Genomic DNA, 24,659 nt, shown 5'->3' with positions numbered 1-24,659 from the left:
AAACCGGCACTGTGAACTCAGTGCCGGTTTTTTTTCGTCCCGCCGCAGTATGGGGAGGGCGCGGCCTAGCGGCGCGCCGCCATCGACAGGGCCACCGCCTCGGCCACCTTGATGCCATCGACGGCCGCCGACAGGATGCCGCCCGCATAGCCGGCGCCTTCGCCTGCGGGGAAGAGGCCCCGCGTATTCAGGCTTTGGAAGTCGTCGTCGCGGCGCTTGATGCGGATCGGCGACGAGGTGCGCGTTTCAACACCCGTCAGCACGGCGTCGGCCTTGTAATAGCCCTTGATCTGCTTGTTGAACGCCGGGAAGGCTTCGCGCAGGGCCGTGATCGCGTATTCGGGCAAGGAGGGCGCCAAGTCCGTCAGATGCACTGCCGGCTTGTACGACGGTACCACGCTGCCGAATTCCGTCGAGGCGCGGCCAGCCACGAAGTCGCCGACCAATTGTCCAGGGGCATCGTAGTTGCCGCCGCCCAAGGCAAATGCGCGCTCCTCCAGCTCGCGCTGCAGGGCAATGCCGGCCAGCGGGTCGCCCGGGTAGTCGGCCGGCGTGATGCCGACGACGATGGCGCTGTTGGCGTTGCGCTCGTTGCGCGAGTACTGGCTCATGCCGTTTGTCACCAGGCGGCCCGGTTCGGAGGCGGCGGCCACCACCGTGCCGCCCGGGCACATGCAGAAGCTGTAGACGGAGCGGCCATTGCTGGCGTGATGCACGAGCTTGTAGTCGGCCGCGCCCAGGATAGGGTGGCCGGCGCTGGGGCCGAAGCGGCAGCTGTCGATCAGGGATTGCGGGTGTTCCACGCGAAAGCCGATCGAGAACGGTTTCGCTTCGATGTACACGCCGCGGCGGTGCAGCATCTCGAAGGTGTCGCGCGCGCTGTGGCCGATGGCCAGCACGACGTGGTTGCTGGCGATGGTTTCGCCATTGTCCAGCACCACGCCGCGCACCTGGCCGCCATCGCTGCCCGGCTCGATGTCGAGATCGACCACTTTGCTGCTGAAGCGGTATTCGCCGCCCAGCCGTTCGATATTCGCGCGCATTTCTTCCACCATCTTGACCAGGCGGAAGGTGCCGATGTGCGGCTTGCTCACGTACATGATTTCTTCGGGCGCGCCGGCCTTGACGAATTCCGTCAGCACCTTGCGGCCGTAGTGCTTGGGATCCTTGATCTGGCTGTACAGTTTGCCGTCCGAGAAGGTGCCGGCGCCGCCTTCGCCGAACTGCACGTTCGATTCCGGGTTCAGTTCGCGCTTGCGCCAGAAACCGAAGGTGTCGACCGTGCGCTCGCGCACCTGCTTGCCCCGTTCCAGGATGAGGGGGCGCAAGCCCATCTGTGCCAGGATCAGCGCCACGAACAGGCCGCAGGGGCCCGTGCCGATGACGATGGGGCGCGGTTCATTGGTATGGCCGGCCAGCTGTTCGCCGCCGGCGACGAATTTATAGTCGGTATCGGGCGCAGGCATCAGGTGGATATCGTGGCCCAGGCGCGCCAGCACGGCCGCTTCATTCTTGACGTCCACGTGCAGCGAGTAAATCAACACCACGGCGCTGCGCTTGCGCGCGTCATAGCTGCGCTTGAAGACGGTAAAGCCGAGCAGCTCATCCGCGGCAATGCCGAGGCGCGCCAGAATGGCGGCGGGCAGGGCCGCTTCGTCGTGTTCGAGGGGGAGTTTTACTTCGTTGAGTCGCAACATGGTGTGTATTTTTAAAAATTGCCGGGCTCCGTATCTAGCGGAGAGTGTGCGGTGCCGCGTGACGGCATCCGGGCGCTATTTTACCTCCACATCGTTCACTGCTTCGTTTACCCGGACTTTTTTCGGGGGGGGACAGGCGGCAGTGCCGTCTGTTCGCATGGTCGCCACCGTGCCGTGGCGCAATATGGCGGCGTTTCCTGGCTGCTACAAACTGGTGCAAAATCGGCGCGTTGCTGGTGCATCCGCCGCCCCTTGTTGGGGCGTGCAAATCGGGGCCAAATTTTCCCCGTAATTTGTGTTGCTTTTTTGTTGTGGCTGCTTGATTTTGTTGACGCCTTGCCATTGCGTGTGATTTGATAGTGTTTTGTTTCTTGCAGGTGCAATTCTGTATCTTTGCTTCGCACGCATTGAAGGAAATGAGCAGCGCTGACTCTTGCCGCTGTCGCGTCATCAATGGAATGCAGGATTTATTTTTGAGATGATGACGAGATATTTTTTTATATGGAACTGTCCTGAAAAAATCTGATTGATTTATTGCGGGATGGATGTGCAATATATTTTACCTCGTCCCGTAAAATAATTTCGTCTTGCGCGTCATTTATTTTTCGGGCTTTTTATATTCATCTTTTTTTAGAAACAACTCTTCCTGCAGCATTCTGATGCCATTGGTGCAAAGCCACTGTTTGCAGGCATTCCAAGTAAATTTGATTATCGTCCGCGAGTGTTTTCATTCAGCCTGGATGCGCTTCTGCTCGTCTATTTTTTGTATAAATTGAAGTGTTGCGCCAACAGAACAGTTTTTCTAATTTTATTGACCAGTCCGTTTCAATATGTTTCGATGTGTCATTCTGTTTATTTTGCGTATGCAAAGTGGATCGAGAGGATGCCTTGTATGAAGGGATTACAAGGTGATGAGAGTAAAAAGCGTTCAAAAACGCATAAGTGTGAGTGATAAACTCCTTTACCAAAGCAGTAATACTGCGCTCATAAATAAATAGGGAATGACATGTTGAGAAAAACTGTAATAGCACGTGCATTAACGATCGCTTTCAGCGCATCGGTATTGAGCGCTGCGATTGTTCCAACGGTAATGGCACAGTCGAATGCCACGGGCAATATCATCGGCAAGATCGCGCCGGATGCCAGCGCATCGGTGCAGATCGTCGGTGCTGACAATGGCTTCAAACGGACCATTTCGCCCGATGCAAGCGGTACTTTCCGCATCACCTCCCTGCCAGTTGGCAACTACAAGGTGACCCTGCTGAAAGGCTCTTCCGTCGTCAGCTCGCAGGATGTGGAAGTGCGCATCGGCCAGGAAAGCGAAGTGGCGCTGCAGCAGGTGCAAACCGTGAACGTGACGAGCCGCCGCCGCGCGATCGATGTCACCAGTTCCAACTCCGGTTCTTCCTTCAATTCGCGCGAACTGGCTACCCTGCCATTGGCGCCTACGGTTGCCAACATCGTGCAATTGGCTGGCGGCACCACGCGCGCCGACTCGCGCTACGGCAACAACGCCGCCAGCTTCGGCGGCTCCAGCGCGTCGGAAAATGCGGCGTACATCAACGGTTTCCCCGTCACCAACAGCCTGTATCAGGTTGGTTACTCTTCCCTGCCTTTCGGCTCGATTGCTGAAGCGCAAATCATCACCGGCGGCTATGGCGCCGAATTCGGACGTTCGACGGGTGGCGTGGTCAACATCACCACCAAGAGCGGTACGAATAACTGGGAATTCGGCGCCGGCTTTACCTACGCGCCTGATTCGCTGCGCGGCAAGGCCAAGAACATCATGTTCCCGAATACGGGCGCCAATCCCAAGACGGATGGCAAGATCTACAACTACCGCGAAGGCGACAAGCTGACCGAGAAGGTCTATAACGCCTATGTCAGCGGCCCGCTGATCAAGGACAAGCTGTTCATCTATCTGGGTGGCGAATTTACCAAGATGGACCGCGAAACGGCGCGTCTGGCATCGACCAGCCAGGTGAACAACCAGACCGGCTGGCTGGTGCAGAAATCCGATGTGCCGCGTTATATCGCCAAGATCGACTGGAATATCACCGACAACAACCGCCTCGAATACACGCACATTTCGGACGAGTCGAATGTCAACGATCAATACTACGGCTTCAACTACGACACCAAGCAGCGCGGCTATGTGCAGAACGGCGGCGCCAGATTCAAGAACTATTCGGCAGGCGTGCTGTTCCTCAACGCCACCGGTGCCGCGCTGGCGGCAGCCCAGGGCTCGAACATCGACATCCTCAAGCTGACCAGCTATGTGACCGACGATCTGACCGTGCAAGCCCTGGTTGGCCAGGCGAAGACGCAACGCGAGCAAAATCCGTTCGGCTACATTCCAGGCTTGCGTCCAATCGTCGTTAGTTCTCCAGAGTTTAAGGTACCAGGCCTGAATTATTCGCCTAGCCAAGTGCAGGGTTTCAGCTCGGCCCTGCTGCGCGACGGCGCGCAAGACACCAACCGCGGTTATCGCCTGGATCTGGAATACAAACTGGCCAAGCAGCATACGATACGCGGCGGTCTTGACCACAACAAGATCAATGCCCTGAACGGTACGGAAGCGGCTGGCGGCGGTACCTGGACGTATCTGAAAACCGATCCGAACACCGTATTGTCTGGCCACAATATCTCGCCGGCAGCTGGCGGCGGTTATGGCACCCAAGGTTACTACGTGCGTGAAAACCTGCAGCGCGGCGGCTCCACCCCGACCGTCGAGCAGTCGGCGCAATACATCGAGGACCGCTATCAGGCCACCGAAAACCTGGTCGTGACCCTGGGCTTGCGCAATGAGTCGTTCAAGAACATGAACGGTATCGGCGAAACCTTCGTGGAACAGAAAAACATGCTGGCACCGCGTTTGAATGCGGCCTGGAATGTGTATGGCGACGGTTCCCTGAAAGTCTTCGGTACGGCTGGCCGCTACTTCATGCAATTGCCGGCCAACATGGCCGTACGTTTTGCCGGCGCTTCGCTGAACACCGACCGCTTCTACACCTACACGGGCGTCAACCCGACCACGGGCGCACCGCTGGGCTTGAACCCGATCAGCAATGTCGTGTCGGCTAACAATGAATTTGGCCAGGAAAAACGCGCCAATGAGCTGGCTTCGACCAACTTGAAGGCCCACTTCCAGGACGAGATCAACCTGGGCTTCGAGAAGGCGCTGACGCCTGACTTCAACGGCGGTATCAAGTTCACCTATCGCAAGCTGAAAAACACGATCGATGACTACTCGGATCCACGCGCCATTTCGGCCAAGCTGACAGGCGCTGAAAAAGAGTACTTCGACGATCATGGCTGGAACGGCGCCCTGTTCAATCCAGGCAAGGACAACACCTTCATGATCCCGGTGGGACCAAACGGTGCACAGCGCGCGGTGACGATTACGGCTGCCGATGCCGGCTTCCCGGAAAAAGCCAAGCGTACCTATACGGCGCTGGAATTCATGCTCGAACATCCGATGCGCAATGGCTGGTACGGCAAGATGAACTACACCTGGTCGCGCAGCGAAGGCAATCAGGAAGGTCAGACCAAGTCGGATAACGGCCAGGCCGACGTGGGCTTCAGCTCGGGATGGGACTTCCCTGAGACGATGATCAACGGCAGCGGCTTGTTGCCGAACAACCGTACGCACCAGTTGAAAACCTATGGCTACTATGAGTTCACGAGCCAGTTCGGCGTCGGTGGCAACTTGCTGGTGGCAACGGGCCGTCCTATGTCGCGTACTTGCAATATCCCAGCGTCCATGGATCAACAGGGCTTGGGCTTGTCGCAATACGGTTCGATCTTCTTCCTGTGCCCAACCGGCCCGAACGGCCGTGGCGCTTACGGCACGCTGCCAACGGAAATGCGCCTGGACTTGAACTTCATCTACAAGCCAGAGCAGATCAAGGGCATCGTGTTTAAAGTCGACGTGCTGAACGCAACCAACCGTCAAGTGGCGCAATCGATCGACGAGGCTTACAACACCAGCGCCGCTGGTACTGCCGTCAGCACGACCGCCGGCATGGTCAACTCCTACTCGAGCCCGCGCACCGTGCGCTTGTCGGCCCAGTACAGCCACAAGTTCTGATGTGATTCCCTCCTTGCCGGTTGACAGTCGTCAGCCGGCGGAGACGGGGATGCACGGACGGACGGATACAGCAAAGGCATCATCAGTCATGCCAGTAAAATGCCCCGCAAGCTGCAAAGCTTGCGGGGCATTTGTTTTGGCGGCACGCTCGGTGCCTGATCGTCGTACGCTGGCTTACATCCCGCCCCACAAGGCGCCCAAGGTGGCCAGCGCCGTCAGGCCCGCCGTTTCCGTGCGCAGGATGCGCGGCCCCATAGCCAGGCCGATGGCGCCGGCGGCCAGGGCCGCCTTTTCTTCCGCTTCCGAAAATCCCCCTTCCGGCCCCACCATCACGGTGATCGCCTGCGGCGGCTGGTGACGCGCCCAGTCGGCCAGCGACTGCTCCGCACGCGGCGTCAGGATGATGCGTTTATGTAAATCCTGCTGGCTGCTCCAGCTATTAAAATCCTGCAATGGCGCCAGCTGCGCCAGGCGGTTGCGCCCGCATTGTTCCGATGCGGACACGATGATCGCTTGCCAATGGGCCAGTTTTTTCTCCGCCCGCTCGGCGGACAGGCGCACGACGCAGCGTTGCGCCGCCAGCGGCACGATGCCGGCCGCGCCCAGTTCGATGGCTTTTTCGATGATCCAGTCCATTTTGGACGCTTCCGGCAGCGCTTGTGCCAGGGTCACGGCGTAGGGCAGTTCCGCTTCGCGCGCCGTGTGGGACTTCAGTTCGGCGCTGGCGCGTTTTTTCTCGACGTTGCACAAGACAGCCGTGTACTCGCCGCCCTCGCCGTTGAAGACGGTGATGGCCTCGCCCGGCATAAGGCGCACCACATGGACGTGGTGGGCGACGGCGTCGGGCAGAGCGATGGTGGCGCCTATGGCGAGTGGCTGGGGACAGAAAAAACGCGGCATGCAACATCCTGGCGGAAGGAAACAATGGGAGGTGCCGCGCCGCGCGCGGGTGGGGCGCGCGCGGCTGCGACTCGAGAGTGCAATTTTAGTACCGCTGCGCGCGGCCGGGGGAAATTCTTGCCGCTGGGCCTGCGCGGCGCATCCGGGACGGGAAATTGCGTGGAGATAACAAGCTGACTAAAACGAAATGTTGTTTTTTGATTTCATAAATCATTGCATTATTGACAGTGATACTTTTGGCGTGGTTTGATGACTATACAAGTTGTGTTGAACGACATCAATTGTTTCCAGCAATGTCGTCCGTGATGTGATTCGGTATGGCATGGGGAGACGCCGCACGTTTCAATGCCCGGGCCTATGACCCCGGGCGCGTTGCGGCCAGCTTAAATTGGTTGGACAAGCATGCCACTGTAGCGGGAGGGGCCTTGCAGTTTTTCGCAAGACCATGAGAGATTTAAGTGATTATAAAAATACAAACTAATCGCTTATCAAGTGATATCAGGGATCATGAAAAGGAATAAGTTATGATGTTTCGCGAAAAAAAGAGTGTGCAGGTGGTGAGATTGGCGTTGGCCGCGTTCGCCGGCGTCGCAACGATGAGCGTGCATGCGCAGGAAGCGATCGATGCGCCGGTGCCTAAGGTGCAGCGCGTCGAAATCACCGGTTCGAGTATCAAACGCATCGAAGCCGAAGGTATTTCCCCGATCACCGTGATGACGCGCGAATCGATTGCCCGTTCGGGCGCGACGTCGGTGCTGGATCTGATGCGCAACCTGACTTCTGCTGGCGGTAACGGCGGTGAGCTGGCGACATCGAGTTCCTTCCGAAACGGCGCCACCAGCGTCTCGCTGCGCGGTCTGCCGACCCTGATTCTGTTGAACGGCTATCGCCTGCCGGCGTCCGGTTCGGACGATTATAGCGGCCAGACCTCCGTCGATCTGAACGCCATTCCGCTGTCGGCCATCGAGCGCATCGATGTGCTCAAGGACGGCGCCTCGGCCATCTACGGCACCGATGCCGTCGGCGGCGTCATCAACTTCATCCTGCGCAAGGATTACCAGGGCTTGACCCTCGACGCCAGCACCGGTTCGACCACCTATGGCGACGGGCAAAACCATAAGGTGTCCGTGTCCGGCGGTTTCGGCGACCGTGACGCACAGAAATTCAACGTGACGTATTCGGCCTCTTACGAAAAAACCAAGGCTATCCACGGCGTCGACCGCGATTGGGCGAACAGTACCGATTTCACCGGCCACAATGGCGGCCTGTATCAGGGTGGCGTGTACGGCGCCAAGGGCCGCGATCCCGGCACCATATCGCTGGGCGGTTCGCAGCGCATGCCCGATCCGGAGTGCGACGCGGCCCACAGCAAGCCCTATCCGGATGCGCCGGAATGGGTGGCTGCGCCGAATCGCAGCTCCTGCATGTATTCCGCCGCTGAGTCGATAGACCTGGTGCGCCCGTCCACACGCTACGGCGGGGCGGTCACGGCGAACTGGGATTTGACGCCGGATGTGTCGCTGTTCGCCAATCTGTTTTACAACCACTTCGATACGCGCGTCCAAGGTTCGCCGGCCTGGATCCAAAATGCCGACCGCTCCGGCGTGCTGCGTGTGGCGGCGAACAACCCCTTCAATACTTACGGCGTGCCGGTCAATATCCGCCGCCTCTTCCCTGCCGCCGAGGGTGGTACGGGCACCAATGTTGACACCACCTGGCTGGTTGGCGGCGCCACCGGCCGCGCAGCCAACTGGGATTGGACCGTGTCTGTGGGCCACAGCCAGGAGAAGGGCGAAACGCGCGTGTACGGCTCCTTCATGCACGATAAATTGCAGAGTTACCTGGCGCAGGGCAAGTTCAACCCCTTCGGTGGCAACCATAATTCGGAGCAGATCATCAACGAACTGACGGCCGACCAGTACACCAAGACCAAGTCCTCGACGGACTTTGCCAAGGTGACCGCTTCCAGCGAATTTGGCCAGCTGCCCGGCGGCAAGATCGGTGTGGCCGTCGGTGCCGAGTACAAGCGCGAGAAGCTCAGCTACGATCCGTCGCAGGCTTGGCGCGATGGCGCAATCGGCATCTATTCGACCCTGCGCGGCATCGACGGCTCTGAGTCGCTCGGCGCCGTGTTCGGCGAGTTGGCCCTGCCGCTGCTGAAAAACCTGGAAGCGCAGGCGGCCGTCCGCTATGATCGCTACCAGTTGGCTGGCGGTACCACCAACCCGAAGCTTGGCCTGCGCTGGACCGCCTTGCCGACCTTGATGTTCCGCACCAGCTACAGCACCGGTTTCCGCGCGCCGACACTGTCGCAGCGCTTTAACGAAGGCCGCGGCGGTTTCGTCGCGACCAAGGATCCGAAGCGTTGCATCGTGGGTGACGCGTATTTTGACACCGCTTGCAGCGGTTCGGCGCTGTCTCTGCTGTCCGGCACGAAGGATTTGAAGCCCGAAAAATCGAAGCAGTTCAACCTGGGCGTGGTCGCCGAACCGATCAAGAACCTGACGCTGGGTTTAACCTACTGGAATATCAAGTGGAACGATCGCGTCGAGAATCTTGACAACGAAACCGTGTTGGCGGGCGAGGATGGTCAGTACAAGGACGCCGTCACGCGCTATGCCGTCACGGCGGAAGACCAAGAGAAGTATAACGCGCTGAGCGCCGCCCAGCGCGCGACGCTGGGTCCGTTGGTAGGTCGCCTGAAGCAGCTGCAGGTTGGCCTGATCAACCGCAGCAAGGTCGTCACCGACGGTCTGGATGTCGAAGCGTCGTACACGCTGCGCACGGCCGAGATGGGGCGTTTCAAGGTGTTCGGCGAGGCGAGCTACACGCTGTCCTACAACCGCACGCTGCTGCCTGATGATCCGGCGATCAATTGCCCCAACAACACGGCTTGCGAGGCAGGTGAATACGGCTATCCTAAGCTGCTGGCCAAGCTGGGTGTCAACTGGGACCGCGGTGCTTGGGCGGCGACGACGAGCGCCAACTTCACTTCGCATTACCACGTGGACCGGACACCGTCGGCGACGATCAACCTTTACTACGACGAGTACGCGAACGGCCTGATGATCCCGAGCGCGACCCTGGTTGACGCCTCGCTGTCCTACAGCGGCTTCAAGAACCTGGTGCTGCGTGGTGGCGTCAATAACGTGTTCGACCGTGCGCCGGCATTCGATCCATCGTCGAACATCGGCTACGACACCGCCTACGGCAATCCACGTGGCCGCTACATCTACATGTCGGCGTCGTACTCGTTCAAATGACGTGAGGGTGGACTGACGGGTGGGGCGGGCCGATTTGCGGCGCGCCCCGCAGCGGCGTACGTCGCGAAAAACCGGGCCTGGCCCGGTTTTTTTTCGCCCCTGCCGGGCGCAAGCGGCACAAGCTGCGGCGGCGCGCGTTGCGCGGTTTGATTTTTCCCCTTGTTGGTCTGGTAAAATACATAGCTCTGACTGCGCCCAGCTGCGCTGCAAACGAATTTAAACTCCGCGACTGACCCACACCATCATGACAACTACGCTCCCGACTACCAAAATGGCCAATGCGATCCGCGCACTGGCAATGGACGCTGTACAAAAGGCCAATTCCGGCCATCCAGGCATGCCGATGGGCATGGCCGAGATCGCAGTTGCCCTGTGGAGTGGTCACTATCGCCACAATCCCGCGAACCCGAAATGGCAAAACCGCGACCGTTTCCTGTTGTCGAACGGCCACGGCTCGATGCTGCACTACGCGCTGCTGCACCTGACGGGCTACGACCTGTCGATGGATGACATCAAGGCCTTCCGCCAGATGCATTCGAAAACCCCGGGCCACCCGGAAGTCGATATCACGCCCGGCGTGGAAACGACCACCGGCCCGCTGGGCCAGGGCATCGCCAACGCCGTCGGCATGGCCCTGTCGGAGCAATTGCTGGCCGCTGAATTCAACAAGCCTGGCCACGACATCGTCAACCACTACACCTACGCCTTCGTCGGTGATGGTTGCCTGATGGAAGGTATTTCGCACGAAGTGTGCGCGCTGGCCGGCACCCTGGGCCTGAACAAACTGATCGCCCTGTACGATGACAACGGCATTTCCATCGACGGCAAAGTCGAAGGCTGGTTCACGGACGATACCCCGGCCCGTTTCGAAGCGTACGGCTGGAACGTCATCCGCGCCGTCGACGGTCACGATGTGGCCGCCGTGGCAGCCGCCATCGCCGCCGCCAAGACCGCATCGAAGCCAACCCTGATCTGCTGCAAGACCATCATCGGCAAGGGTTCGCCGAACCTGCAAGGCGGCGACAAGGTCCACGGCGCCGCGCTGGGCGACAAGGAAATCGCTGCCGTGCGCGAATACATCGGCTGGGATGCCGCACCGTTCGAAATGCCGGCCGACGTGTACGCCGCGTGGGACGCCAAGAAGCAGGGCGCCCTGCTGGAAGCGGACTGGAACGAGCGCTTTGCCGCCTACAGCCGCGAATTCCCGCAGCAAGCGGCTGAACTGACGCGCCGCATGCAAGGCGAACTGCCACAGGCATTCGAAGCGGCCCTGAGCGCCGCCATCGCGTCCTGCGTCGAGAAGAAAGAAAACATCGCCACCCGCAAGGCCAGCCAGAACGCCATCCAGGCACTGGCTTCGTCGCTGCCGGAATTCCTCGGCGGCTCGGCCGACCTGACCGGTTCGAACCTGACCAACTGGAAAGAGTGCGTGGCCGTGCGTTCGGGCCAGCCTGGCAACCACATCAACTACGGCGTGCGCGAATTCGGCATGAGCGCCATCATGAACGGCATCACCCTGCACGGCGGCTACATCCCGTTCGGCGCCACGTTCCTGACGTTCTCCGACTACAGCCGCAATGCCCTGCGCATGGCCGCCCTGATGAAACTGCGTTCGATCTTCGTGTTTACCCACGATTCGATCGGCCTGGGCGAAGACGGCCCGACGCACCAATCGGTCGAACACGTCTCGTCGATGCGCCTGATCCCGAACCTGGACAACTGGCGTCCATGCGACACCGTCGAGTCGGCTGCCGCCTGGGGCGCCGCCGTGCGCCGCAAGGACGGTCCGTCGACCCTGATCTTCTCGCGCCAGAACCTGCCGTACCAGGAACGTAGCGCCGAACAGATCGAGAACATCTACCGCGGCGGCTATGTGCTCAACGACGTGCTTGAGCCCAAGGCGATCCTGATCGCCACCGGTTCCGAAGTGGAACTGGCCGTCGCCGCCGCCAGCGCGCTGGCCTCGGAAGGCATCAATGTGCGCGTCGTGTCGATGCCGTCGACCGACGTCTACGACCGCCAGGACGCCGCCTACAAGGCCAGCGTGCTGACGAAAGGCGTGCCGCGCGTGGCCATCGAAGCGGGCGTGACCAGCTTCTGGTACAAATACGTGGGCCTGGAAGGCGCCGTGGTCGGTATCGACACGTTCGGCGAATCGGCGCCTGCCGGCGTGCTGTTCAAGCACTTCGGCTTCACGGTCGAGAACGTCGTCGCCAAGGTGAAAGCCGTTATCGCTGGCTAATATTGATTTTTAACGGTCCTGGCGATGTTGTCGCCGGGGGCGTGCATGTACCTTCTTTTTTAATCAGGAGCAGAGTATGACGATCAAAGTTGCAATCAATGGCTACGGCCGCATCGGCCGTAATGTGTTGCGCGCTTTCTACGAAGGCGGCAAGAAACAGGATATCCAGATCGTTGCCATCAACGACCTGGGCGATGCCAAATCGAACGCCCACCTGACCCGCTACGACACTGCGCACGGCAAGTTCCCGGGCACGGTCACCGTCGAAGGCGACAACATGATCGTCAATGGCGATCCGATCCGCGTATTCGCACAGCGCAATCCTGCTGAAATCCCATGGGGCGAGCTGGGCGTGGACGTCGTGCTGGAATGCACGGGCTTCTTCACCACCAAAGAGAAGGCTTCGGCTCACTTGAAGGGCGGCGCGAAAAAAGTCATCATCTCGGCACCCGGCGGCAAGGACGTCGATGCGACCGTCGTGTTCGGCGTGAACCACTCGGTGCTGAAATCGACCGACACCGTCATCTCGAACGCGTCGTGCACCACCAACTGCCTGGCACCGCTGGTCAAGCCATTGAACGACGCCATCGGCATCGAAACGGGCCTGATGACCACCGTGCACGCCTACACCAACGACCAGGTGCTGTCCGACGTGATGCATGAAGATCTGCGCCGCGCCCGTTCGGCCACCATGAGCATGATCCCGACCAAGACGGGCGCCGCCGCCGCCGTGGGCCTGGTGCTGCCTGAGCTGAATGGCAAGCTGGACGGCTTCGCCATCCGCGTGCCGACCATCAACGTGTCGCTGGTCGACCTGTCCTTCATCGCCAAGCGCGACACCACCGTGGAAGAAGTCAACGCGCTGATGAAAGCCGCGTCGGAAGGCGCCCTGGAAGGCATCCTGACCTACCAGACCGAACCGCTGGTCTCGATCGACTTCAACCACAACCCGGCTTCGTCGAACTTCGATTCGACCCTGACCAAGGTGTCGGGCCGTCTGGTGAAAGTATCGTCGTGGTACGACAATGAGTGGGGTTTCTCGAACCGCATGCTCGACACCACCGTCGCACTGATGTCGGCCAAGTAATTTTGTGACCGCATAAGAAAAAACGCCCTTCGGGGCGTTTTTTTATTCATGGCTGTGCGAATAAAAACGGCGCCGGTAGAAGCGCCACAAGACGCGCAAGTCGCGCAGCACGGGCACGCCCGATAGCAGGGTCAGCACGCCGGCGAGCAGGATGGTGGCGGCGGGAAAGCCGATGTGCTTGAAGGCCAGTGCGCCGCTGACGCCGCCGATGAAGAAGCAGCTGATCAGCAGGCTGTGCGTCCTGAGCTTGCCGCGGTTGACCTTGACCATGCGGTCCGGCAGGTGGCGCCGGTTGTAATACGCCATCTTGCCCAGTTCGATGCCGATGTCGGTCGACAGCCCCGTCACATGCGTGGTGCGGATGACGGCGCCCGAAATCTTGGTGATGATGGCGTTCTGCAAGCCCATGACAAAGCACAGCAGCAAGATGGTGACGGGGCCCAGCACGTCGGGCATGGCGGCCAGGTAATTGCCCGTCAGGCCGAACAGCAGCAACAGCGCCGCTTCCAGCAGCAGGCTGGCGGCAAACTGGCTGTGCAGCCGGCGCCGCTTGCCCCAGTTCACCATGATGGCCGTGACGGCCGCGCCGCTGACAAAGGCCAGCCAGGCGCCCAGCGCGGCCAGGGCTACCGTGACGTTGCCCAGCGCCAGGTCGTCCGCCATGCCCGAGACGATGCCCGTCATGTGCGAGGTATAGCCGCCGATGGCAAGAAAGCCGCCCGCGTTGACGGCGCCCGCCACCAGCGCCAGCACGCAGCCCAGCTGCAGATTGGCTTGCGTATCGCGCGCCGATCCGCTCAGACGGGACAGGTAATGGAGCGGCATGCGGGCGCGTTTTCCTCTTGCCGTGGCTTATTTATAGATGCCGGAACCGACGATCATATTGTCGACCCGTTCGATGTAGCCGGATTTTTGTTCGACCACCTTGGTCAGGGGATTGGGCCACTTGAAGTCTACCCAGCCGCGTCCGGCCGGCGTGCTGGCCGTGGCGATCAGCGACTTGATGACGGCCTTGCCTTCATTGTCCTTCAGGTCGATCAGGTTCTTGCCGACCATCTTGGGATTGTTGCCGTGCGCCAGGGTGACGCCATTCATGTCGTACACATAAATGTACAGGTCGCGGTCATGGAAGCTGGTGTTGGCGGGATCGGCAATGGCGGCAAAGGCCTTTTCCTTGCCGTCGGCCTTGATCATGGCCACGGCGCGCTTGGTCATGGCGATGGCTTCATCCGCGCTGCCTCTGGGGGCGGCCCATGCCGTTGCCGGCATGGCGCAGAGGATGAAACTGGCAACGAGGGCGTGGATGCCCGTTTTTACACTTGCCGTTTTTACACTTGTCTTCATACGCTGTCTCCTGGTATGGGCAACCCCGGCGCGGCCTGTTGTACGGCACCACTGGGAAGTGGAGTTGCCTGTACGTATCATACGCCGGCGCCGTGCTTATGCAATCGTCGCGGGAAAGATCGTGTGCCACAGGCGCATCACGTTGTCCGCATGCACGCGCACCCGTTCCGGTTCCACCCGGGCCAGGTCCTGCCCTTGCAGGCGCAGCTGGTGCTGCAGCTTGCGCAGCGCGCGGTAGGCGTCGGCAACGAGGGTCGCCAGTTGCGCGTCGATCAGTCCCAGTTCGCCGCACAGGCGCAGCAGGGCGATATTGCCCGAGTTGGCCGTCAGCTGCGGATACTGCGCCGCATGCTGCAGCACCAGGTATTGCACCATGAACTCGATGTCGATCATGCCGCCCGGATCCTGTTTCAGATCAAAGCTGCCGGGACGGGGCGGATGCGCATCGAGCATCTTCTTGCGCATGGCCACCACTTCGCCCTTGAGCGGACCGTTTTCCGGGCGTTCCTTGCGCAGGATCGTGTCGCGGATGCGCTCGAAATGCTTGCCGATGCTGACGTCGCCCGCGCAAAAGCGCGCGCGCGTGAGCGCCTGGTGTTCCCACACCCAGGCCGCGCTGCTCTGGTAGCGCTCGAACGCCTGCACGCTGGACACCAGCATGCCCGAGGCGCCATCGGGGCGCAGGGCGATGTCGATGTCGAACAGGATGCCGGCCGAAGTGTGCGAGGTCATCCAGGTGATGAAACGCTGCGCCAGTTTGGCGTACAGGCCGGGTGCTTCCTGGTCGTCGTCGTCGAACAGGAAGATGACGTCAAGGTCGGAGACATAGCCCAGTTCTTTGCCGCCCAGCTTGCCATACGCGATGACGGCGAATTTCGGCACCTCGCGGTGGCGCGCAGGTAACGTTTGCCACACGGCTTGCACGGTGGCGGCGACGATGATGTCGGCCAGCTGCGACAGGTAATCGGCCAGCTTTTCCACGCTCAGGTCGCCCGCCAGGTCTTGCGCCAGGCACTGGAACAGCTGCGCGTGGTGCATTTCGCGCAGGATATCCATCTGCCGCTCCGTGTCGCCGGGGGCGTCGTCGAGCTGGCGCTGCAGGTCCAGCGCCAGCGCGGCCGGGTCGGGCACCGTGTTGCGGATGCGTTCATCGAGCAGCTCGTCGAGCAGGATCGGGTGCTGCGTGAGGAAGGTGGCGGCCCAGCCGCTGGCGCACACCATGCGCACCACGCGCTCGAGCGTGTGCGGGTACTCTGTCAGCAATGACAGATAGGCCGAGCGGCGCGCAATGGCTTCCAGGAAATCGAGCAGCCGGCCCAGGGTGGCCAGCTGGCTGGCATTGCCGTTGGACACGGAGCAATCGGTGATCAGGGGCAGGGCGGAATTGACGAGGGCCACCAGACGCGTGCGGCTCGCTTCGGGCAGGGATTGCAGCCGGGGCGCCTGCCACGTGGCCAGCAAACGGCGCGCGCAGGCGGCCGGTTCATGGAAACCCATGGCGGCAAAGCGCGCCTCGATGGCTTCCTGCTGGTCGGACGCGGCGCAGTCGTTCGACGTCTGCGGGTCGATGCCCGTGTCGGCCGGCGGCGTGCCGCTGCTCTTGTCGCTGAACATTTCGTCGAACTGGCCGGCGACAAACACGCGGTGCGCTTCCAGCTGGGCCAGCAGGGTAGCGACGTCGGGCAGGCCCATCATCTGCGCCACCACCAGGCGGTCGGCGTCATTCGCGGGCAGGGTGTGTGTCTGTGCATCGTCAAGATACTGCAGCCGGTGTTCGAGGTTGCGCAGGAAAGTGTAGGAACCAAGCAACTGTTCCACGATGGCCGGTTCCAGCAAGCCCTTGTCCGCCACCGTACGCAGGGTGGCGCGCGTGGAGCGCTCGCGCAGCTCGGCGTCGCGCCCACCGCGTATCAATTGGAATACTTGCGCGAGGAATTCGATTTCGCGGATACCGCCACGGCCCAGCTTGACGTTGTTGCTGCGGTCCGGATGCAGCCGTTCCTGGCGGTTGACCTCGGCGCGGATCTGGCCGTGCATGGTGCGGATGGCGTCGATGACGCCGAAATCGAGGTAGCGGCGGAAGACGAAGGGGCGCACGATGGCGTCGAGCGAGGCGATGTCCTCCGGCTTGCCCGTCACGGCGCGCGCCTTGACCCAGGCATAGCGCTCCCATTCGCGTCCCTGCACAATCAGGTATTGCTCGACCATGCCCAGACTGGCGGCCAGCGGACCCGAGTTGCCGTTCGGACGCAAGGCCATGTCCACGCGGAAAGTAAATCCGTCCTGTGTGATCTCGGCCAGGGCGGCGATCAGTTTCTTGCCCATGCGAATGAAAAACTCGTGGTTGGACAGGCTGCGCTGGCCCGGCAAGGTCGCTTGCGTGTCGCCATCTTCCGGATACACAAAGATCAGGTCGATATCCGACGAGACGTTGAGCTCGCCGCCGCCCTGCTTGCCCATCGCCAGCACCATCAAAGCCTGTTCCTCGCCTGATTCCTCGCCGACAGGCATGCCGTGCAGGGCCACCATTTCGTCCATGATGGCGTCCACATGCGTGCGGATGGCGAAATCGGCAAAGCCCGTCATGGCCGTGACGACTTCATGCAAGTCGGCCTGACCGCCAAGATCGCGCGCGATCAGACCGCAGACGAGCAGATTGCGCAGGCGGCGCATGGCCCGCTCGGGCGGCAGCGGCGGCGTGGCGGCGTTCGATTGCTCGGCCAGCGCGGCGGCAAAGTCGAGCCCGTCCAATGGTGCGCGCACCAGTTGCGTTACCTGCGCGGCGCGCTCGGGGGCGGCGTCCAGCCAGCGCTGGTAGAAACGGGAGGCGGAGATCAAAGGCTGTGTGCTCATGGTATCGGTAAGGGTCTCGTGGATGCTGCGTGCATGTTCTTGTTTAACTTGGCGGCGAACGGCGGGGGATGCGGTAAAATTGTGCCGCCGGCCCAATACCGCCGGTAGTGCGTGCTCTTCCGAACGATGGTAAGGGAGGCTTTGCTCAGACGCAAGCGCAAGGATGCAGGCGCGCACCACGAATGCAGACGATTTTTGCCATTATTTGACGCCGGGCCAGTTTATTAGCTTATTGATGCAAAAACCGCCAGAAGCAAGCGTGACAGAGCATGTGCCCTTGGCCCTGCGCTGGCAGCGGCTGCGTGCCGCCTATCGCCTGGCCAACCTGGCCACCCACCATGTGCTGGGTTTTACCATCAAATTGGTGCTGCTCGCGTATTTCGCCTTCGCCGTGCTGTTTTTATTCCTGCGCTACGCGATCCTGCCGAATATCGATTATTACAAAGGCGATATCGAGCGGGCGGCCAGCCGCGCGCTGGGCAACCCTGTCAGCATCGCGCGTATTTATGCCTCCTGGCATGGCGTGCGGCCCAATCTCTTCTTCGGCGACGTGACCCTGCGCGACCAGGCGGGCCGCCAGGCGCTCAGCCTGCCGAGCATATCGGCCACCGTGTCGTGGTGGAGCGTGCTCGGTTCCGTGCGCTTCACCACCCTGGAAATCACGCGGCCCGACCTGGACGTACGGCGCAGCAAGGATGGCAAGCTGTATGTGGCCGGGGTGTTGATCGACAGCACGCAAGGCAGCGATGGCAAGGGCGCCGACTGGCTGCTGTCGCAGCATGACATCATCATTCGCGACGGCAAGGTGCGCTGGACGGACGAAGCGCGCGGCACGCCGGAGCTGGCTTTGTCGCAGGTCAATCTGCTGCTGCGCAATCGCTGGCGCAGCCACAGGCTGGGCTTGCAGGCCACGCCGCCCGCCAGCCTGGCCGCGCCCATCGATGTGCGCGCTCACTTCACGCATCCGCCTTTCAGCACGCGCATCTCCGATGTATCGATGTGGAAGGGCGAGCTGTACGCGGACCTGAAAAACGCCGACCTGGCCGCCTGGCGCCGCTACCTCGACTATCCATTCGAACTGAGCCAGGGCAAGGGCGCGCTGCGCGCCTGGTTGAGCCTGGATCACGCGCGCCTGGCCGGCTTCACGGCCGATGTGGGCTTGACGGATGTGCAGGCGCAGCTGGGCGAGCATATCGCGCCGCTCGACCTGCTGTCGGTCAGCGGACGCATTTCGGCCAAAGAAGAGCTGTCGGCGCAGGTGCCCGACGGCAAGCCCACCTTTGGCGCGAATGGCCATCAGGTGGAATTGACGAATTTCGCGGTGGAAACCCGCGATGGCCTCAGCCTGCCGCCCACGACCTTGTCCGAGCGTTTCATCGCTGCCACGAAGCGCAAGCCGGCGCGCACGGAAATCACGGCCAAGTCGCTCGATTTGCAAACCCTGGCCGCACTGGCCGACAAGCTGCCGCTGGGCGAGCAGCAGCGCCAGCGCCTCGACGCCCTGGCACCGCGCGGGCGTTTGCAGGATTTTTCAGCGCAATGGGAAGGCGAGATGGCCACCCCCGCCAGCTACCGTCTGCGCGGCAAGCTCATCGATCTGGGCCTGAATGCGCAGCCGGCGCGCCTGGCCGTGGCGAAGACGGCGACCAGCCCCGCGCAGGCCGCCGCACCGGCTATTCCCGGTTTCGAACATTTGACTGGCAGTATCGACGCCAGCGACAAGGGCGGCAAGGTCGATATCGATGCACGGGGATTGGTATTGCAATTGGCCTCCTATTTGAGTGAGCCGGCCTTGCCGTTCGAACAGTTCGAAATGGAGGCGCGCTGGGCTTTCCAAGCAGACAATATGCTACAAGTCGACCTGGACAGGCTTGATCTTAATCAACAAGGCATGCGAGTCGCCCTGCATGGTTCGCATCGGATGCCGCTCGACGGCAAGAACCTGGGCCAGGTCGACTTGGCGGGCACCATCGATAATTTCGAGATCAACACCATCGGCCGCTACCTGCCGCTGCAAACGCCCGAGCATCTGCGCCACTGGCTGACGGGCGCGCTGGAAGGCGGCATGGCGCACGATGTCAGTCTGCGCCTGCGCGGCGAACTCGAGCATTTTCCGTTCAAGGCCGATACACCCGCCCAGCGGAATGCCGCCCAGCGCAACCGTGGCGACTTCCGTATTGCCGGCAAGATCGAGAATGGCAAGCTGAACTATGCGCCCGGCGAATTTGCCGAAAGCGGCCCGCTGGCGGGCAAGGCGCCCCTGTGGCCGCAGGCGGAAAAGATCAAGGGCAGTTTTGTGTTCGAGCGGGCGCGCATGGAAATTCGCGGCGACACGGCCACCACGGGCGGCGTGGCCTTGACGAATGTCAAAGCCGTGATCCCCGACCTGACCGTCTTCGACACCTTGCTTGACATTGAAGGCAATGCGGCTGGACCGATGCAGGAATTCCTCAAGTACGTGACGGCCAGCCCCGTGCTGGGCTGGATCGAGCATTTCACGGACGAAACGACGGCGACGGGCAACGCCAGGCTGGCCCTCAAACTGCACTTGCCGATCGAGCGCATGCTCGAGTCGACCGTGCAGGGCAGCTTGCAGCTGGCGGGCAACGACGTGGTGCTGTTCCACGACATGCCGCCCGTGCTGGGCACGCAGGGCAAGATCGAGTTCAACGAAAAGGGCGTCAACCTCAATGGCTTGAATGGCAGCCTGCTGGGCGGGCCGCTGGCCATCTCGGGCGGCACGCAGGCGGACAGTTCGATTCAAGTGAAAATCGCCGGCAACATGACCATCGACGGCTTGCGCAAGACCTATCCGGCGCCCGTGCTGCAGCGCCTGGCGAAACATTTGAATGGCGGCGCGCGCTACAACGGCTTGATTACGGCGCGCGACCACCAGGTGGTGGTCAATGTCGAGTCGCCGCTGACGGGCCTGGGCCTGGATTTCCCCGCTCCCCTGAAAAAGCCGGCCGGCGACAGCCTGCCCGTGAAATTCACCCTGACGGGCAATGCGGCCAACGGCGCGGGCCTGCGCACGGATGATATCCGCATCGCGCTCGGCTCCGGCATCGCTGCCCGCTACCAGCGCCAGAAGCAGGGCAAGGACGCCTGGCGCCTGGTGCGCGGCGGCATCGGCGTGAACGTGCCGGCGCCCGAGCCCGATAGCGGCATGATGCTTAACGTCAACATGAAAACCCTGGACGTGGACAGCTGGATCGCCGTCGGCAGCGAGATCGCCGGCAGCGCCCCGGCGTCCGGCGACAGCGGCGCCGCCGACGATGCGCCCGATATTGCGCAATATGTGGTGCCGGACATGATGGCGGCCCGTGCCAGCGAACTGATGCTGGGCGAGCGCAAGCTGGAAAACGTCGTGGTCGGCGCCACGCATCAAAAGGATGTGTGGCAAGCCAATATCGACGCAAAACAAGTGTCGGGCTATGTGACGTGGCTGGAAACGCCGTCCGGTCTGGGCAAGATGACGGCGCGCCTGTCGTCGCTGATCATTCCGGAGTCGGCTGCCAACGACGTCAAGAATTTGCTGGAAGGAAAGAGTGGCGCCCAGTCGATCCCCTCGCTCGATATCGTTGCCGAGCAATTTGAACTGTTCAACAAGAAGATCGGCCGGCTGGAGTTGCAGGCCTATAACACGATGGCGGCGGGCGGGCGCGAGTGGCGCGTGGGTAAGCTGCAACTGTCGAACGCCGATGGCGCGCTGAGCGGCAGTGGAAAATGGGTCATCAAGGATGGACAAAGCACGACCAGCCTGCGATTCGGCCTCGACATCGTCGATGCGGGCAAGCTGCTCGACCGCTTCGGCTTTGCCGACACGGTGCGCCGCGGCAAGGGCCGTCTGAGCGGCGATATCGCCTGGAATGGCTTGCCGTATTCGCTAGACATTCCCACCTTGTCGGGACAGATCGAGATGAAGGTGGAATCGGGCCAGTTCCTCAAACAGGACCCGGGCGCGGCCAAGCTGCTGGGCGTACTCAGCCTGCAAGCCTTGCCCCGCCTGCTGAAACTCGATTTCCACGACGTGTTTTCCGAAGGCCTGGCCTTCGACGGCATCACGGCCAACGCCAGCATCAAGCGCGGCGTGGTGACCACCGATAACCTCAAGATGCATGGCGTGGCGGCCACCGTGCTGATGGATGGCACGGCCGATATCGCCAATGAAACGACGAATTTGCACGTGGTGGTGATCCCCGAATTTAACCTGGGAACGGGACCGCTCGTGTACGCGCTGGCCGTCAATCCCGTCATCGGCCTGGGCAGTTTCCTGGCGCAACTGTTCCTGCGCGCGCCCGTGATGAAAGCACTCACCTACCATATGCAGATCGCCGGCCCGTGGAAATCGCCCGTCGTGACCAAGCTCGATGGTGGTAAATTGGAACCTGTCGCCATGCCCGCAGCGGCGGCGAGCGATGCCGTGGCGAAATAAATGCCATTCGGCAAGGTCGAATGTACAAGAGGTGAAATGATGCATACAGTTGCAGCAGTACAAATGATTTCCTCGCCTTCCGTGGAAGACAACCTGGCTACGGCGCGGCGCCTGGTGGCGCAGGCCGCCGCCGGTGGCGCGCAACTGGTGGTGCTGCCCGAATACTGGGCCATCATGGGCAAGCAGGAAACGGACAAGCTGGCCCACGCGGAACAGCCTGGCAGCGGCCCCATCCAGGATGGTATGGCGCAGATGGCGCGCCAGCACGGCATCTGGCTGATCGGCGGCACCTTGCCCCTGATTTCCGGCGAGGAGGGCAAGGTTTTGAACACCACGCTGGTGTACGACCCGCAAGGCGAGCCGGCCGGCCGCTACGACAAGATCCACCTGTTCGGTTTTACGCGCGGCACCGAGTCGTACAATGAATCGCGCACCATCGTGCCGGGCGCGCAGGTACGCGCTATCGAGACGCCGTTCGGCCGCGTCGGCCTGTCCATCTGCTATGACCTGCGCTTTCCCGAACTGTACCGCGCCATGGGCGATTGCGCGCTGATCGTCGTGCCGGCCGCGTTTACCCATACGACGGGCAGCGCCCACTGGGAAGTGCTGCTGCGCGCGCGCGCCATCGAAAACCAGTGCTATGTACTGGCCTCGGCGCAGGGCGGCCTGCATCCGAACGGCCGCCGCACCTGGGGCCACAGCATGCTGATCGACCCGTGGGGCGAAGTGATCGCCGTGCTGCCGGAAGGCGAGGGCGTGGTCAGCGGCGAGATCGACCTGGTGTTTTTGGCCGGCGTGCGCGAGTCCCTGCCCGCGCTAACCCATCGGACGATGTAAATTGAATGTTGAGAAAAGATAGCCATGATTCCATTTGAACCCAATCTGTCCAGCCTGGCCGTGGCGCGCGATATCCTGCTCACGCCGTTCGGCCTGGACGAAGACAAGCTGCTCAAAGCCCTGGGCACGATGTTTACGCACAAGGTCGACTATGCCGACCTGTATTTCCAGTCGACCAAGAGCGAAGGCTGGAGCCTGGAAGAGGGCATCGTCAAGACGGGCAGCTTTTCCATCGACCAGGGCGTGGGCGTACGCGCCGTGTCCGGCGACAAGACGGCGTTTGCGTACTCCGATGACATTTCCGAGCGGGCCCTGCTGGAAGCGGCAGCGGCCACGCGCACGATTGCGCGCGCGGGCGCCGGCAAAATCAAGATCGCGGGCCGGATGCAGCCGCAGGGCGGACGCTCGCTGTACCTGCCTAACGATCCGCTCGCCTCGCTCGATGCCACGGCCAAGGTGCAGCTGCTCGAGCGCGTGGAAAAGATGGCGCGGGCGAAAGACCCCCGGGTGGTGCAAGTGATGGCGGGCCTGGCCGGCGAGTACGACGTGGTGCTGGTGCTGCGCAGCGACGGCGTGCTGGCGGCCGACATCCGCCCGCTGGCGCGCGTGTCGCTGACCGTGATCGCGGAACAGAACGGCCGCCGCGAAACGGGCTCGGCCGGCGGCGGCGGGCGTTTCAGCTACGACTATTTCAGCGATGCCGTGCTGGAGCAATATGCCAGCGATGCCGTCAATTCGGCGCTGGTGAACCTGGAAGCGCGCCCCGCGCCCGCCGGGCCCATGACCATCGTGCTGGGACCGGGCTGGCCCGGCATCTTGCTGCACGAAGCGATCGGCCACGGCCTGGAAGGCGATTTCAACCGCAAGGGTTCGTCCGCGTTTTCGGGCCGCATCGGCGAACGCGTGGCGGCCAAGGGCGTCACCGTGGTCGATGACGGCACCCTGGCCGGCCGGCGCGGTTCGCTCAATATCGACGACGAGGGCAATCCCACGCAGTGCACGACCCTGATCGAAGACGGCATCCTGAAGGGTTACATCCAGGACACGATGAACGCGCGCCTGATGAAGATGCCCGTGACGGGCAACGCGCGTCGCGAATCGTTCGCCCACCTGCCCATGCCGCGCATGACGAATACGTATATGCTGGGTGGCGACAAGGACCCAGGCGAGATCCTCGCTTCCGTGAAAAACGGCTTGTATGCCGTCAACTTCGGCGGTGGCCAGGTCGACATCACGAATGGCAAGTTCGTCTTTTCGGCCAGCGAAGCGTACATGATCGAAAACGGCAAGCTCAGCTATCCGGTGAAGGGCGCCACCCTGATCGGCAACGGCCCGGACGTGCTCAACCGCGTCTCCATGATCGGCAACGACATGCGCCTCGACTCGGGCGTGGGCGTGTGCGGTAAGGAAGGGCAAAGCGTGCCCGTGGGCGTGGGGCAGCCGACCTTGCGCCTGGACGGCATCACGGTCGGCGGCACGGCCTGATTTTGCTGAACACGGGGCGGCCAACACGGTTGTCGGATTACGCCCTCCGGGCTAATCCGACCTACTTTCTCTGACATGGCGCTGGCGTAGGTCGGGTTAGCGCAAGGCGCGTAACCCGACACCACTGCCGGCCGCGTCAACACGGTTGTCGGATGACGCGTGGCTGCGCCCCGCTAATCCGACCTACCTGCTGTGAGGTCAACGCGATTGTCGGATTACGCCCTCCGGGCTAATCCGACCTACTTTTCCGAGATTTCGCTCGCGTAGGTCGGGTTAGCGCAAGGCGCGTAACCCGACACCACTGCCGGCCGCGTCAACACGGTTGTTGGATGACGCGTGGCTGCGCCCCGCTAATCCGACCTTGTATTATTCCCCTCATGCCGTTCGTGGTATTGCGAACGGTATCGACCGCTGTCAAAATCTTGG

At 61.8% G+C, this 24,659-nt stretch carries 12 protein-coding genes; 7 read left to right on the top strand and 5 right to left on the bottom strand.

The genetic code is table 11. From position 1 onward, the window contains the following. Nucleotides 1–65: 65 nt before the first annotated feature. On the bottom strand, nt 66–1,697 hold the full coding sequence (locus AC1Q6X_RS22085) for an NAD(P)/FAD-dependent oxidoreductase (RefSeq protein WP_070312781.1): 1,632 nt from the start codon (nt 1,695–1,697) through the stop codon (nt 66–68). Between the two features lie 1,090 nt (nt 1,698–2,787). Here AC1Q6X_RS22085 and AC1Q6X_RS22080 point away from each other — a divergent pair. Then, nucleotides 2,788–5,787, top strand: a complete 3,000-nt coding sequence (locus AC1Q6X_RS22080; RefSeq protein WP_083287270.1) for a TonB-dependent receptor — start codon at nt 2,788–2,790, stop codon at nt 5,785–5,787. A 174-nt stretch (nt 5,788–5,961) separates the two neighbouring features. On the opposite strand, the gene AC1Q6X_RS22075 is transcribed toward AC1Q6X_RS22080, so the two are convergent. Next, a complete protein-coding gene (locus tag AC1Q6X_RS22075) occupies nt 5,962–6,687 on the bottom strand; it encodes a 16S rRNA (uracil(1498)-N(3))-methyltransferase (RefSeq protein ID WP_070312782.1) in 726 nt (241 codons plus the stop codon). Nucleotides 6,688–7,211: 524 nt separating this feature from the next. On the opposite strand from AC1Q6X_RS22075, the gene AC1Q6X_RS22070 reads away from it, so the two are divergent. The 3 genes from AC1Q6X_RS22070 (at nt 7,212) to gap (ending at nt 13,279) form a co-directional block, all read left to right on the top strand. Continuing rightward, nucleotides 7,212–9,950: a TonB-dependent receptor gene (locus AC1Q6X_RS22070; RefSeq protein WP_070312783.1), complete on the top strand. Its 2,739-nt coding sequence runs from the start codon at nt 7,212–7,214 to the stop codon at nt 9,948–9,950. Nucleotides 9,951–10,194: 244 nt separating this feature from the next. Further along, nucleotides 10,195–12,192: a transketolase gene (gene tkt / locus AC1Q6X_RS22065; protein WP_070312784.1), complete on the top strand. Its 1,998-nt coding sequence runs from the start codon at nt 10,195–10,197 to the stop codon at nt 12,190–12,192. Between the two features lie 76 nt (nt 12,193–12,268). Beyond that, nucleotides 12,269–13,279, top strand: a complete 1,011-nt coding sequence (gene gap / locus AC1Q6X_RS22060) for a type I glyceraldehyde-3-phosphate dehydrogenase (protein ID WP_010395244.1) — start codon at nt 12,269–12,271, stop codon at nt 13,277–13,279. Nucleotides 13,280–13,321: 42 nt separating this feature from the next. On the opposite strand, the gene AC1Q6X_RS22055 is transcribed toward gap, so the two are convergent. From AC1Q6X_RS22055 to glnE, 3 genes are all read right to left on the bottom strand, one after another. Beyond that, entirely contained in the window at nt 13,322–14,104 is a 783-nt protein-coding gene (locus AC1Q6X_RS22055) for a YoaK family protein (RefSeq protein WP_070219248.1), read from the bottom strand. Nucleotides 14,105–14,131: 27 nt separating this feature from the next. Further along, nucleotides 14,132–14,623, bottom strand: coding sequence for a cache domain-containing protein (locus tag AC1Q6X_RS22050; protein WP_083287269.1), 492 nt, complete (start codon nt 14,621–14,623; stop codon nt 14,132–14,134). A gap of 96 nt (nt 14,624–14,719) precedes the next feature. Beyond that, nucleotides 14,720–17,476, bottom strand: coding sequence for a bifunctional [glutamate--ammonia ligase]-adenylyl-L-tyrosine phosphorylase/[glutamate--ammonia-ligase] adenylyltransferase (glnE, locus tag AC1Q6X_RS22045; protein WP_492498394.1), 2,757 nt, complete (start codon nt 17,474–17,476; stop codon nt 14,720–14,722). A gap of 259 nt (nt 17,477–17,735) precedes the next feature. Here glnE and AC1Q6X_RS22040 point away from each other — a divergent pair, with 259 nt between their 5' ends. From AC1Q6X_RS22040 to tldD, 3 genes are read left to right on the top strand one after another with little or no spacing between them, the layout of a single operon-like run. Continuing rightward, entirely contained in the window at nt 17,736–21,911 is a 4,176-nt protein-coding gene (locus tag AC1Q6X_RS22040) for a YhdP family protein (RefSeq protein WP_492498393.1), read from the top strand. A gap of 36 nt (nt 21,912–21,947) precedes the next feature. Further along, the gene (locus AC1Q6X_RS22035; RefSeq protein WP_070291147.1) at nt 21,948–22,748 is read left to right on the top strand and encodes a carbon-nitrogen hydrolase family protein; all 801 of its coding nucleotides are present in this window, start codon (nt 21,948–21,950) and stop codon (nt 22,746–22,748) included. A gap of 24 nt (nt 22,749–22,772) precedes the next feature. Continuing rightward, a complete protein-coding gene (gene tldD / locus AC1Q6X_RS22030; RefSeq protein WP_492498392.1) occupies nt 22,773–24,233 on the top strand; it encodes a metalloprotease TldD in 1,461 nt (486 codons plus the stop codon). Nucleotides 24,234–24,659 lie beyond the last annotated feature (426 nt).

This window comes from Janthinobacterium sp. GW823-FHT06H09 (assembly GCF_058794735.1).
This window is presented reverse-complemented; position numbering and strand designations above follow the sequence as displayed.